We start from the raw sequence: 13,558 nt of genomic DNA on the forward strand, positions 1-13,558 counted from the left end.
TTATCTAACAGGTCTAATCCTTTTTTACCGAACCACATGAACCTTTTTCAATTAATTTATGCTGTATGATGATTCTTTTAACCGGCTCTTCCGGATTTTCGATTTTTTGGATAAGGCTTTTCGTTGCATAGTATCCCAAGTCGAATATATTAATATCCACTGTGGTCAATGGCGGTCTTGATAAATCAGAAAGCATTGTGTTGTTAAAGCTGATTACAGAAATATCTTCTGGAATGCTAATGTTCATCTCATCAAGAGTGTTTAGCACTCCCAGTGTCATTAGCTCGTCGATAACAACGAGTGCTGTAGGAGGTTTATTAAGAGAAAACAGCTCTTTCACTGCTTCCTGGCCCCCTTCTTTTAAAAACTCCTCATGAATGACATATTCATCCTTAAGCATAATTCCGGCATCACGTAATGCCTTTTCATACCCAAGCAAACGATCTACTGTCATAACAAAGTTGAAACTTCCCCCAATAAAACCAATATGTTCATGGCCAAGCTGAACCAAATATTCCGTTACTTCTTTAGCAGCCCGGAAATTATCATTATCCACATGGGTAATTTCTTCCACATGCTTGAAAGGCTTCCCAATCACGACGAAAGGGAAATTCCGTTTCTGTAAGTAAGTGAGGATTTTATCTTCCACCCGGGAATATAGTAAAATGATGCCGTCCACACGTCCTCCCTGCACCATTTGAACGACACCCTCGTATATTTCGCTTTCCGTTTTCCCGGTATTAATTTGAAGCGAATAACTATGTTCATGTGCCCCTTCGCTTAGTCCACGTAATACAGTTGGAAAGAACGGATTTTGAAAAAATATCTCCGTTGAGTTCGGTAATACCAGTCCAATCACCTGTGTAGATTGGCTCGCAAGGCTCCTAGCGATAAAATTAGGATGATAACCTAGTTCATCCATCGCTTCCCGAACACGCTTTTTCGTATTTTCGCTGATCCGAGGATTGTTGGCAATTACTCTTGAAACTGTGGAAGGAGCAACGTCTGCTAACTTCGCAACATCCTTAATTGTGATCGACATCTTCTTTCTCCCCTCATGCAGCAGTTCATATATATGAGGGCTGCGCTAACATGCTAAAACATCTTATAGTTTAATAATAATTCTCTTTTGAAAAATTGAAAAGCTCAGGAGTTTTAATGCTGTGTCCAGCATGACCTGGTTATACAGGGATCACCCTTTCGTGCCTCCAGAAGTCAAACCAGAAACGAAATACCTTTGAAATGCCAGGAATAACAGCGCGATCGGAATGGCAATTAACACAGCTCCAGCAGCAAACTTTGTAAATTCATTCCCGAACTGTTTGGCTACCATTTCATACAGCCCTACCAGAATGGTGTATTTTTCGTCAGTACGAATCAGCATACGGGCAATGATGAAATCCGCAAACGGAGCCGTGAACGAGAATAATGCTACAACAGCTATAATCGGCTTTGCCAAAGGCATCACGATCTGCCAAAAAATACGAAAGTGACCGGCACCATCCATCTTCGCTGATTCATCAAGCTCTTTAGGGATGGTATCCAGATATCCTTTCATAAGCCACGTATTGATTGGAATTTGGCCTCCGACATAAAACAGGATCAGCCCTAAATGGGTGTCGATTAATCCTGTGCGGGTCGCAAGCACATAGATGGCGATAAGAGCGGCAAAATTAGGAATCATTTGTAGGATTAAAAATGCCACCAACCCGTTTTTCCTGCCGACAAAACGGTATCTTGAAAACGCATAAGCTGTAAATGCCACCACAATAATGGTAAGCCCCATTGTTGACAAGGAGATCTTAATAGAATTCCAGAACCAGGTGAAATACAGGCTTTTATCGGTATCGAATAAATAGGCATAGTGCTTGAAAGTTGGATTCTCAGGAAACATGCTTGACCCTGACAAGCTTTGACCAGGATTGAGTGATGATCCGATGATCCAAAGGATTGGATAGAAAATGATGACACTCATCACCAAAACGACTAAGTAAGTTAGTGAAAGCCGGATAAATCTATCTCTCTTTATGCTCATAGTTACATCAAATCCTCTTCCTGGAATGATTTTGTGCGCTTAAATTGCCATAATGCGATACTGATGATAATGAGTGAAAGAATCATCGTGATGGCGGCTGCTTTTCCATATTGGGCTGAAGTCATCGTTAAACGGTATATCCATGAAATCAATATGTCCGTTCCCCATGCATTCTGCTCAGGGATTGCAGGCCCCCCATTATTGAATAGGAAGATAACATTGAAATTGTTGAAATTAAAGGTATATTGCGTAATTAAAATCGGTGCTGTAGCAAAAAGGACCAATGGTAACGTAATCGTTTTGAACTTTTGCCAAGCGTTTGCGCCATCCACTGTTGCAGCTTCGTACAATTCATCGGGAATTGATTGAAGGATCCCGGTTGTCATCGCAAAGATGAACGGGAATCCTAACCAAGTTTGGACCATAATCAATGCCAGGCGCGTCCAATTTGCTTCGGTCATCCAATTAATCGGATCGATTCCCAATATCGGAAGAATTGTGTTATTAATCGCTCCGAAAGATTCATTGAACATTCCTGAAAATATCATTGTAGATACAAAGGCAGGTACGGCCCAAGGTAAAATAAAAATCGTACGGATGATCGCCTTCCCCTTCAAGTCTTTTTGATTAACGAGAACGGCCAGAAAGATCCCAAGGGCAATCTGAAGGGTAGTGGCGGCCAATGTCCATACAATCGTCCATCCTAAAACCTTGAAGAAAGTCGTTCTCCATATATCGATTTTAAAAATATCAATAAAATTCTGGATGCCAACCCAGTCCACCAATTTCGCCGGCGGAGAGTGATACAAATCGTAGTTTGTGAAGGCTAATAAGAAAACAAAGATAATCGGGAAGATAACAACGAATAGTAACAGCAAAAAACCAGGGCTAATCATAAGATATGGAAATCCGTTATCGATAAGATTATGATATTGCTCCCGCACGCTATTAATCTTCAGTCCAAGGTCGCGTTTTTTCCCAGTGTTATATGCGTCATACAAATTGAAGATATAAACAGCTAAGCCTAAAGCCGTTACAATCAAAGCCAATATCCCATTAATTAGAAGAAAAATGGAATGGTCCTCTCCCGGAAGCTCACCTAAAGTAAATAGACCCCAAAATCCCATATTCATTAAATCACTAAATACAATAAAAAATGAGGCCGCTAAAATCAGGTACACGATGCCTTTTAAAACTTGTTTATTATAAAGCTGGCCTATCCCTGGAATAATTGATAATAAGGCAGCATTTCTTCCGTATTTAGAAGTGGATTTTATTTCATTAATTTGTGGATCGGTCGTTTGTAATTCTGCCATGTGTACCTTTACTCCCCTTCCCTATAGGAGGAAATAGTCTCGCAGATTGTGCAAGGCTCTGATTAGCAATTAAGCATATGTCCATACAGACCAGCTACTCATTCATTTTTTTGATGGGCAGGGTTAGTCCGCGGTATAAAAAAGGCAGGCCATACCTCTATTCGGAGGTATCGCCTTTTCCATTATTTCTTATGGTTTGTTTCAATATTAGTTTTTATCGCTTTAACAGCTTCATCCATCGCTTTTTTCGGTTTCGCTTTTCCGGTGGCAATTGTTTGAAGAGCGGTCGCCATTGGATCCCACACTTCAGCCATTTCCGGAATATTAGGCATTGGAACGGCTACTTCAGATTGCTCAGCAACTGCTTTAGCTGCCTCATTGTTTGAGATAATTGGGTCGTTAATCAATTCCTTCACCGGCGGGATTTCCTGGCTCGCTTCAAAGCGTGCTTTTGCACTGTCTTTATTTGTAATAAATTCTACAAGTTTCGTAGACCAATATGGGTTTTTCGTGAACGCGGTAACATGCCAGCCTTTCACTCCCATGAACGTTTTTACCGGTTCTCCGTTTGCCAGCGTCGGCATAGGGGCAACACCATAATCGATGCCAGCATCTTTCATAGCTTGCAATGCCCAAGGCCCGTTCATGACAGAGGCAACCTTACCTTCGTTGAATAGTCCATCCATAGCCGATCCGCCATTTTCGCCAATAATACCTTTTGGAAATAAACCTTCTTTGTACCATTTTTGGATGTACTCGGCGCCTTTAACAGCACCTTCGTTATTTAACCCAATGTCGTCCCGATTTAAAGCGCCATCGTTATCAGCGAATACATAACCGCCCATGCCGCCAACTAAACCGTGTGCGAAGTAGAAATTATCGAACAAAGCCAAGAAACCGTAGTTTCCGTCTTTTGTGAATTCTTTAGAAAAACTATAAACCTCATCCATAGTAGCGGGAGCGCTATCCATTAATTTCTTATTATAAATAAATACAGGAGTTTCCGTTGATTTAGGCAGGCCGTAGAGTTTTCCATCATACATTTGTGCTTGCACAGAAGCCTCCGTGAATGTGTCCAGTATGGATTGCTCCACTTTAACTTCTTGGATTAAACCTTCTGTTACAACTTGCCCGATTTGGTCATGCGGAAGAGTGACAACGTCCGGAGCGGTTCCGGCTGGCCCATCCAGGCGCAATTGGTCACGGATTTTATCGGCCATATTTAATTCTTTAAATTCGACTTTAATGCCATATTCTTTTTCGAATTCTTTAATAGCAGGCTCCAAGGCAATTCCTTTGTCTTTATCCTCCCAAACCACCAGTTTTTCAGGCTTCTTTTCTTCTGCGTTTTGTCCATCGTTCTTGTCAGTTTTCGTCCCACTGGTTTCACGATCCGGACCACATGCTGCAAGTACACCCATCATTAAAACAAACATCATTAAAACGGATACTAATTTTTTCATCTTTTCTAAACCTCCCTAGAGTGTAAAAATAATTTAATGTTTAAAAATCAAACAACCGTTTGCACAAATTTAGTGAAAATAATTATGTAAGCGTTAACATTAAAGTTTTCAAAAAAGATAGATAAAGAGATATAGTCTAACATATCCCTATAATCATGTATTATAAGCTTCTCGGTGTATTGCGAAAACGATTGCACAATTTATAAATTTATTATACAATCTTTTTAATCTTTTACAACCAATTTTTACATAATTACCTTAAAATATATGTTATTCCACCCTATTCCATCTTAGATCCTCTAGAATCTACTATTTTTTCTGAATGCTATCTTTCTTTAAAAAATAATCCACCAAATCAATATCTTTAACAAGGAGTGACGATATGGAAAAGTCCGCTATTTATCACCGCCCGGAAGATAGTTATCTTTACCTCTTGGATTCAAGCACGCTGTATATTCAAATAAGAACAAAAAGAAACGACATCGAGAGAATCGGAGTCATTTACGGTGATCCTTTTGATTGGCATGAGGGATCTTGGGTAACGGAAGAATCATCAATGAGTCTTTCCGGAAGTGATGATTTATTTGATTACTGGAACATTGTGATTGAACCGCAAACGCATCGGTTAAGATATGGATTTAGACTAGAGTCCCCTACAGAAGAAGCGATCCTTACTGAGAAAGGCTATTTTCAGGTTACTCCGGAAGACCCGGGGCACTACTTCTGCAAGCCTTATACGCATAAGACAGAAGTATTTTCTCCCCCTGAATGGGTAAAAGATACAGTTTGGTATCAGATTTTCCCTGAACGGTTTTCAAATGGAACGATTGATAATGATCCACCACACACGAAAGCTTGGGGCAGTGAAGCACCGGCATGGGATAATTTCTTCGGCGGAGATTTAGATGGGGTTATCCATCACCTTAGTTATTTAGAGGAGCTTGGCATAAGCGGAATTTATTTCACGCCTATTTTCAGAGCACACTCAAACCATAAATATGACACGATTGATTATATGGAGATCGATCCCCAGTTCGGGACGAAAGAAACTTTAAAACGATTGGTGGAAGAATGCCATAAGCGAGGGATTAGGGTAATGCTAGATGCCGTCTTTAACCATAGCGGATTCTACTTCCCTTCTTTCCAGAATGTATTAAAAAATGGCGAAAATTCACCATTCAAGGAATGGTTTCATATTCACAGTTTTCCTGTACAGACCGGTGACCGGCCCAATTATGAAACATTTGCCTTTAGCGACGCCATGCCAAAGCTCAATACATATCATCCTGCAGTGAAAAAGTACTTATTTGATGTTGCGAAATATTGGATAGAGGAATGTAATATTGATGGTTGGAGGCTCGATGTCGCAAATGAAGTAGACCATCAATTCTGGCGGCAATTCAGAGAGGAAGTTAAAGCAATAAAACCGGATTTATATATTTTAGGGGAAATTTGGCATGATTCCACTCCTTGGCTGCGCGGAGACCAATTTGACGCTGTCATGAACTATCCTTTTATGGCAAACATCTTAAACCTCTTTGCCAATGAAACCATTTCTGTAGAACAATTTGTTCATAACATGGGGACTATCCTACACAGTTATCCGATCAACGTATTGGAAACAACCTTCAATCTGGTAGGAAGCCATGATACACCAAGAATTTTGACAGAATGCAAGGATGACATTAAAAAAACGAAACTGATTTACACAATGCTTTTGACCTTTTTGGGCTCGCCATGTATTTATTACGGCGATGAAATTGGGATGACTGGCGGCGGAGACCCTGATTGCAGAAAATGTATGGAGTGGGATACAACTAAACACAATCAAGAAATTTTTCAACATATTCAAAAGCTGATTGCTTTAAGGAAACAGGAAAAACTCCTCGCAAATAAGGGCCGGCTTCAATTCTTATCAACCGAAAATAATAAGGAAATTGTTGCTTTTAAGAAATATGATGAAGAATCAACTATAATAGTCGCCCTTAATCCATCAACGGAGACAAATAGTTTATCTCTCCCGGCTTATACAAAGGACGTCTCTATGCGGGATATATGGACAGATAAAGAAATCATTTTAAATCCAGATGACTTTCACTTAGAACTGGAACCCTATTCTTTCGTTATTCTACTCATTAAAGACAACAGCTAGATTACGTTTAATAAGTAAAAATAGAGCAATTGTCATTTAATATTCAATGATCGATAGTTGCTCTATTTTTTTTTATATTATTTTCTGTTCGAGATCAATCTAACGCTGACTTTGCCAACATTTGAATCGTTGAATCATCCATCGGAGGATTGTGAAGTCCTGCACGAACATCCCGGTAATAACGTTGCATCGGGTTTGATCGCTGTAAGCTTTTCGCTCCGACTACTCTCATCGCCTTATCGACAATGGAAATCGCATTATTGGTAATACGGAATTTGACGGCAGCTAGATCCTTTGAAAGTTCTTCATGCAGCTCGGGTTTGGTTTCCCATTTTTCGGCTACAGAATAAAGAAAATGCCGTGATTCTCTGATTTCAAGTTCGATTTCACCAATGATCCTCTGGACGTTTGGCAAATCCTTTATCGGCACTTTGAGGCTGTTAGGTGAATAGGTTTTAGCAAACTCGACGGCATAATCCCTTGCTGCAATCGCGATACCGAGGTAGCATGCCGGAATGTGGAGCAGCCAAGCTGATTTCCCTCTTGGTCTGTCCTCTAGTTTTTCGACGTAGTACTTTTCAAGAACTTCTACATTGTCAAGCACAAGATCATGGCTTCCCGTTCCTTGCATCGAAATCATGTCCCAGGTTTCTTCGATGTGAACACCTTCGTTATGCCTATGGATCAGGAACGAGCCAATTGTTTCCTCTTCCGGAACCCACGCACTGACAATAATAATATCCAAAACAGGAGCAAGGGTCGTAAACGTCTTGCGTCCATTGATCACCCATTTGTCCCCTTTTTTCACAGCCGTGGTTTCCGGCCGTCCCCCACGGGTCGGACTCCCGGTACTCGGTTCTGTTGCTGCCCGATTTACAAGAGCACCATTCGCCACTTCCCGGAAAAACTCCTCTAAAACCGCTTGATCCCAGTTTTGGTTTTCAGCCAATTCCAGAACAACTCCATTATGCCAGCCGATTCCGAGCGCAGTCGGCCCGCATTCCCGGGCGATTCGTTCCTGGGAAAGGAGATAATCGTACAACGATCCGCCCCTGCCGCCATATTCTTTCGGCAGTGTTAACGTGTGATAACCAAATTGCTTCAATTCCTCCATATTCTTAAAAGGAAATCCTCCAGTCTCATCAAGTTCCTGTGCTCGCTTGGAGAAATCCTGTATCGCTTTACCCAATTCGTCGATATATTCTTTCTGCTGATCTGACTGATAAAAAGGCACCCGTTTTCATCCTTTCAGGACATAACATTATCCATAAATCATACCACCAACCCTATCAAATCTCTAAGTGATATGCTTCCCTTAATTTGTCCCCCTAAAGCCATAATGTTTCCCCGATTTTCAATATTTCCAGCTGTTCATCCGGCATTTCAAGCCGTTTCCACTCTGCCATTAATCGATCGAGGGCTTCGGGCCCAGTATCATCAGCAAGACGATAAGCCCCATAATGCATCGGAATAAAGAATTCCCCTTTCAGTTCTAGAAAAGCTTTGACGGCATCCTCTGGATTGATATGGGAAACTTCCATGAACCATTCCGGCTCATAAGCCCCGATTGGCATCAGGATATGTCTGGGTTTATATTTTTCTGCGACATCGTTAAATCCCCTGAAATAGCCGGTGTCCCCGACAAAATAAACGGACTGATTGTTTTGCTCTTCTTCTAGCAGCCAGCCTCCCCAATGGGATGTATTGGTATCAAGCAGACTGCGCCGTGTCCAATGCTGGGCGGGAACAAATGTTAGTGATATTCCTTTGTCATTAAAAGATTCCCACCAATTAGCTTCAATTACATGGGAGTAACCTTTTCTTTTAAAAAGGGATCCCAATCCTTCGGGGACATAAAAGACCGGGTTCCCCTTCAATTTTTTAATCGTCGGAAAATCCAGATGATCATAGTGGCCATGGGAAATACAAACGATATCAATTTCCGGTAGTTCAATTAAAGGGATACCAGGTGCTGTAAGCCTTTTTTGCATCCCCATTCTGGCAGCATATACAGGATCAGTAAGAATATTCATACCGCCCATCTGGATAAGGAATGTTGAATGGCCAATCCACGTGATGGAGCCTTTCGTCTCGTTATAAAGGAGAGCATCTACTTCTGCTTGGTCCACGCTTGGAGTCTGCGTGATCAAATCCTTTTTCTTTGCTCGTCTCTCCCTTGTCCATTTCAACATATCCCCTGTTGTTTTTATATTCGAAATGCCATCCAGATTTTCATATCTCTTCTTCATACTCGCTTCATCCTCTATAACTTGATGCTTTGTTTCTCCTCTAAGAATAATAACACGTTCGTTAAGTATTTTTGAATTTCGCGTACTTGGTAAGCGGCAGAATCGGCAATCTGCTTATAATGATAGCGGCCTTCCTCTGTAATTCTTAAAAAACGCTTTGTTCTTTTCTCGCTTTCCCAGCCGCCGATCAAAAGTCCGGTCTCTTCCATCTCATGAGCCAGATCATATAAATACCCATTGCTCGCATTCCAGCCGAAGTTCATCTTCAAAATTTCGCCCACTTCTCCCATATAGAGTTTCGTTCTTGTCTGTGCCGTTCTTAATGTGATGAACCGGACAAGATCTTTGACTGAGATAATCTTTGAGAAGTAAGAGCGGTATTCTTCTGGAAGCTCGTGATGGACAGCCGAATTGCTGCCGGAACCGGTAAGTTCATACATAAACCGGTCAATCACCAGCTTCACTTCAGTCATTCTTTCCTTGAAGTTGGATTTATACCATGTAAATAATTCTTTTCCTTTTTCGGTAAGTTTGTAATAATTTCTTCCTTTTTCCGTATATAATTCTAAGTGACGAGATTCGACAAGTTGATTACAGATCTTACATAAATAATCATAGCTGTGTGTTTTTTCGGAAAACTGGTTCGTTAATTCCTGATGTATCGCTCTTGGGTAGTTATCCCTGTCCGAAAGAGTATGAAGCAAATATAACGTCAAAAATTCCCTCTGGCTCATTCCGACTGATTCGATTGAAACAGACTGATCCTCGGATTTTTTCATTTATCATTCTCCTCTCTATTGCTTAAATGACTGCTTTTACTATAGAATATATGTTCTGCATCGATCCTTTCTTTTCCTGCTAATCAGTCAAATATGTAAGGTAATTAAGCCTTTTCGCCTCTTAGTACTACTGAATATGATGATTTTCGAAATAGTGAGGATTGCCGGGTGAATTAATATATTCTATCGAGGTTATTATTGAAATAACCCTTATAGGAATGGCTACATTTGGTTGAAGCTCTAAACAATGAGGGTGTTGCTAATTGTTCATAATGAAAAAAATCCTGAGGGTTCATGCTTCAACTTGAACCCTCAGAATTATTACATTTCCTTTTACTTTACCGGTATCCAGATCTCAGAATATAAATCAGGACTCGCAGGATGTTCTTTTGTATAGACTTCTAAGTCCGGACTGTTCGTGAGCTCACTCTGTTGTTCACGTTCTAACTTCTTTTGTACCAAGTATTCGCTGTAATTTCCTGAATATATACGTACCTTGCCTTCATGAACTTCCCAAATCGTCGTAACAAGTTCATCTAATACAGCACAATCATGACTAATTATTACAAGCGCTCCGTAGTAATACCTAAGTTCATCAAGTAAAAACGAAATACCCTCTTGGTCCAAATGAGTAGTCGGTTCAACAATTAGTAAAGCTTCATAATAATGTGTAAACAATTGAGCGAGTTTCATCCTTGTTTGTTCCCCACCGCTTAACCGATTAGAGTCTCTTGGTATGACTAATTTTCAAGTAACACTGGATCTGCATCATGCACTGATGGAGTTTCAAGTTGCTCAAAATAACTATTCTCAACAAGGTGATGCACCTTTCCAGTTGTTGGTTGAATATTACCCGCCAGTAATTTTAGTAACGTGCTTTTACCTGCACCATTTTTACCGACTATGCCGATACGGTCAAATTGGTGTACAGCTAACCTTTCAATCTTTAAAACCTCTTTATCTAAATATGTCACTTCGACATTTTCTAATTCAAAACAGATTTTTTTCCATTTTTGCTACCTCCGAAATATTTTTACTTCGTATCGATAGCTAGGAACGATACGAGCCTCTTTCTCTAAAGCAAGCTCGTATTAAAAGAATAATAAAAATTGCATGAAATTCCCCTCCTATTTTGCTTTCCTTGCGATAACAGCATTTAATACGATTAAAATGCCTGTAATAGAAAATAATATGGCTACATTTGTTAACTCAATCAGAACTCCAGCTAATGCATAACCAATCGGTGTTGCTAATAACGACAAACTTGTTACAAAACTAAATACCCTCCCAAGTAAGTGAGGTTCGATTTCTGTTTGGATAAAAGCATAGAATGGTGCTGAAAATAATGGGCCGGACACTCCAATTAGACCAGCCATTACAATAAAACCGTAGAATAAATTTGGTGAGAGTGTACCAGAAATGAATAATGCAATACCCATCAACATCATTCCTGTAACAATCATTTTAATTTTTTCGAATCGATCCCCGATAATCCCAATTAATGAACCTCCTAAGAGTAGGCCAACAGCAAAAACAATCTCGATAATTCCAGCTTCGACTACACCCTTCTCAAAATGATTTCTTGTCATAAGAGGAAAATAGGTGCCTAGCGGAATATATAGCACCGAAACAACCGTAATCGTCATTGTTAACCTTAATAAAACAGGATGTTTTACAAGTGCATAATATCCTTCTTTCATTTCCCCTAAAAAACTAGGAGAATCCGCCGTTTCTGTTCTTTGCACTTTGGGAATGTGAATAAACAGTAAAATACTACTTGCGATAACTGCTCCAAAAACATCTAGTAATAATACCCACTCAATGGAGCTTATGGCTAGTAATGACATACCTACCGCTGGACCTGCAATGTTTGATATAGAACCGATTGTCTGTCCCCATCCAGAAACTTTTGTCAAGTGCTCTTCTGGGGCAATTAGTGGTATGGATGCTTGCATGGCCGGCATATGGAATGCATTTGCTAATGAACGAATGATTAACACAAGTATTACCAATAGAATACTTGGTTCAAAAAAAATCATTGATACAAATAAAGCTAAACTTCCAAGTGCAACTGTCATGTCTGCAGATATCATCATTATTTTTCGTGAATACCGATCCGTAATCGTTCCTGCAAAAGGACCTAACAATGCTTGTGGCATAAATCCAGCCAGACCTGCTAGCGTTAAAATCAGTGGCGAACCTCCTGTTGTATCTGTTAACCACCAAATGATACTAAATTGAACAGCAGCACTGCTTAATAATGAAAAGAACTGCCCTGTAAAAATCGCGAAAAATTTCCGTTTCCAATTCTTATTATCCATTTTCCCTACCTCCAAATAATAAAAAAATCACAAGCATCTGCCTGTGACTGTAGAGTAAAGGGAAAGAGACCCATCCTTATTTTTGTGGCTTGTAGAGAGCCAACAGCAAACAAACCTAACTTTAGCATAGCTAAGAAGGTGAAAAAAGATAAAAATAAAGAAAGGTAGAACAAGCCGCCTTTCTCAACATGACATATTTTCATCCCACATAAATCAAACAGTAAAGAGCCTTCTTCAAAATAGGCAGACAAACTACTTGTATGGAGTAGGTGATATTTATAAATATGAAATGAAGATTATTAAAAAAGGACAGACTAATCCCGTTTACTCTGTATACACAAACAGAGCCTTTGAACGTATTTAATTACTTGTTCAAAGTTAGGGAACGTAGTCTCACAGAATGTGTCATTTTTTAATAATCCTCCTTGAAGTTTAAAAATTCATAATTAATAATATGTCTTCTATAAAAAAAAGTCAAGGCAATTAAGACTATTACATCTTCCACTATACTGCCCACTGGCATTGTACAATTTTTTCAAAACTAAACCTTATCTGTATTTTAGCCTAAATATCCAATTGCTGTTTTGTGTTATTCCGTAATGGCCCTTTCCATGAAGAAAGACGCTTTCCTTATTTCAGAAAAGCACCCGATAATTTAAGATAGCTATTTTCGGGTAATCGGAATTTTAGTTATTTCCGCAAAATCTTCTCCATCGCTTTTCCCTTTGCTAACTCATCGATCAGCTTATCCAAATAGCGAATTTCCTGCATAGTTTGTTCTTCAATGTCTTCCACTCGGACACCGCAGACCACACCTTGGATCAAAGTCCGTGAAGGATTCAGTCGGGGAGCTTCCGCAAAGAAGGTCTCAAAGTCTGTCTGTTTTTCCAGTTGCGCTTCTAACTCTTCCTGGCTATACCCTGTCAACCAACGGATGATTTCATCGACTTCTGTTTTCGGACGTCCTTTTTTTTCCGCCTTCGTAACATAATGGGGATAGACACTTGTGACACTCATTGTATAGATCTTATGTTTGGTTATGATACATCCTCCCTTTCTGTATGTTCAGGTATGAAGTTTTTTGAGGTTTCCACATGATTATCCGAATACCCAATTCGCGCCCTTATATGGAATAAGCCCTTTGGAGAATTCCTATACTATACATTTGATAGTCTCTAAAGAATTATTTCCATAATATTTAACTAATTCGATCAAATGCTTCCCGATAAAATTCCCTTAACTC

The 13,558-nt window shown here is 39.8% G+C and carries 10 protein-coding genes and 1 pseudogene; 1 reads left to right on the plus strand and 10 read right to left on the minus strand.

What is annotated here, in order from left to right; all coding sequences use genetic code 11:
- Positions 1-13: 13 nt before the first annotated feature.
- The 4 genes from D0463_RS02825 to D0463_RS02840 all read right to left on the minus strand — a co-directional run bounded on the left by D0463_RS02825 (position 14) and on the right by D0463_RS02840 (position 4,814).
- Positions 14-1,042 carry a LacI family DNA-binding transcriptional regulator gene (locus tag D0463_RS02825; RefSeq protein ID WP_117304835.1) on the minus strand — a complete coding sequence of 343 codons (1,029 nt, stop codon included), beginning with the start codon at positions 1,040-1,042 and terminating at the stop codon, positions 14-16.
- Between the two features lie 150 nt (positions 1,043-1,192).
- Positions 1,193-2,035, minus strand: coding sequence for a sugar ABC transporter permease (locus D0463_RS02830; protein WP_117304837.1), 843 nt, complete (start codon positions 2,033-2,035; stop codon positions 1,193-1,195).
- Positions 2,036-2,037: 2 nt separating this feature from the next.
- A complete protein-coding gene (locus D0463_RS02835) occupies positions 2,038-3,351 on the minus strand; it encodes a carbohydrate ABC transporter permease (protein WP_117304839.1) in 1,314 nt (437 codons plus the stop codon).
- A 182-nt stretch (positions 3,352-3,533) separates the two neighbouring features.
- A complete protein-coding gene (locus D0463_RS02840) occupies positions 3,534-4,814 on the minus strand; it encodes an extracellular solute-binding protein (RefSeq protein WP_117304841.1) in 1,281 nt (426 codons plus the stop codon).
- Between the two features lie 382 nt (positions 4,815-5,196).
- Between D0463_RS02840 and D0463_RS02845 the strand changes: the two genes are divergently transcribed.
- Complete coding sequence (locus D0463_RS02845) at positions 5,197-6,966, plus strand: alpha-glycosidase (protein ID WP_117304844.1); 1,770 nt, start codon at positions 5,197-5,199, stop codon at positions 6,964-6,966.
- 94 nt (positions 6,967-7,060) lie between these two features.
- Here D0463_RS02845 and D0463_RS02850 read toward each other — a convergent pair whose 3' ends face one another.
- From D0463_RS02850 to D0463_RS02875, 6 genes and pseudogenes are all read right to left on the minus strand, one after another.
- Positions 7,061-8,200, minus strand: coding sequence for an acyl-CoA dehydrogenase family protein (locus D0463_RS02850; protein ID WP_117304846.1), 1,140 nt, complete (start codon positions 8,198-8,200; stop codon positions 7,061-7,063).
- A 94-nt stretch (positions 8,201-8,294) separates the two neighbouring features.
- The gene (locus D0463_RS02855) at positions 8,295-9,215 is read right to left on the minus strand and encodes an MBL fold metallo-hydrolase (RefSeq protein WP_117304848.1); all 921 of its coding nucleotides are present in this window, start codon (positions 9,213-9,215) and stop codon (positions 8,295-8,297) included.
- Positions 9,216-9,229: 14 nt separating this feature from the next.
- A complete protein-coding gene (locus D0463_RS02860; protein ID WP_117304851.1) occupies positions 9,230-9,994 on the minus strand; it encodes a helix-turn-helix transcriptional regulator in 765 nt (254 codons plus the stop codon).
- A 423-nt stretch (positions 9,995-10,417) separates the two neighbouring features.
- A pseudogene (locus D0463_RS19665) lies at positions 10,418-10,995 on the minus strand (ATP-binding cassette domain-containing protein); the annotation flags it as partial.
- 126 nt (positions 10,996-11,121) lie between these two features.
- Entirely contained in the window at positions 11,122-12,315 is a 1,194-nt protein-coding gene (locus D0463_RS02870; protein ID WP_117304854.1) for an MFS transporter, read from the minus strand.
- Positions 12,316-13,005: 690 nt separating this feature from the next.
- Entirely contained in the window at positions 13,006-13,356 is a 351-nt protein-coding gene (locus D0463_RS02875) for a DUF2200 domain-containing protein (RefSeq protein WP_117304856.1), read from the minus strand.
- Between the last annotated feature and the right edge of the window lie 202 nt (positions 13,357-13,558).

This window comes from Bacillus sp. V59.32b, from assembly GCF_003429085.1.
Taxonomy (GTDB): domain Bacteria; phylum Bacillota; class Bacilli; order Bacillales; family DSM-1321; genus Peribacillus.

Coding starts and splice junctions, on each gene's coding strand:
- D0463_RS02855 (WP_117304848.1), bottom strand. CDS start 9,215: ATGAAGAAGAGATATGAAAATCTGGATGGCATTTCGAATATAAAAACA.
- D0463_RS02860 (WP_117304851.1), bottom strand. CDS start 9,994: ATGAAAAAATCCGAGGATCAGTCTGTTTCAATCGAATCAGTCGGAATG.
- D0463_RS02830 (WP_117304837.1), bottom strand. CDS start 2,035: ATGAGCATAAAGAGAGATAGATTTATCCGGCTTTCACTAACTTACTTA.
- D0463_RS02825 (WP_117304835.1), bottom strand. CDS start 1,042: ATGTCGATCACAATTAAGGATGTTGCGAAGTTAGCAGACGTTGCTCCT.
- D0463_RS02870 (WP_117304854.1), bottom strand. CDS start 12,315: ATGGATAATAAGAATTGGAAACGGAAATTTTTCGCGATTTTTACAGGG.
- D0463_RS02845 (WP_117304844.1), top strand. CDS start 5,197: ATGGAAAAGTCCGCTATTTATCACCGCCCGGAAGATAGTTATCTTTAC.
- D0463_RS02835 (WP_117304839.1), bottom strand. CDS start 3,351: ATGGCAGAATTACAAACGACCGATCCACAAATTAATGAAATAAAATCC.
- D0463_RS02840 (WP_117304841.1), bottom strand. CDS start 4,814: ATGAAAAAATTAGTATCCGTTTTAATGATGTTTGTTTTAATGATGGGT.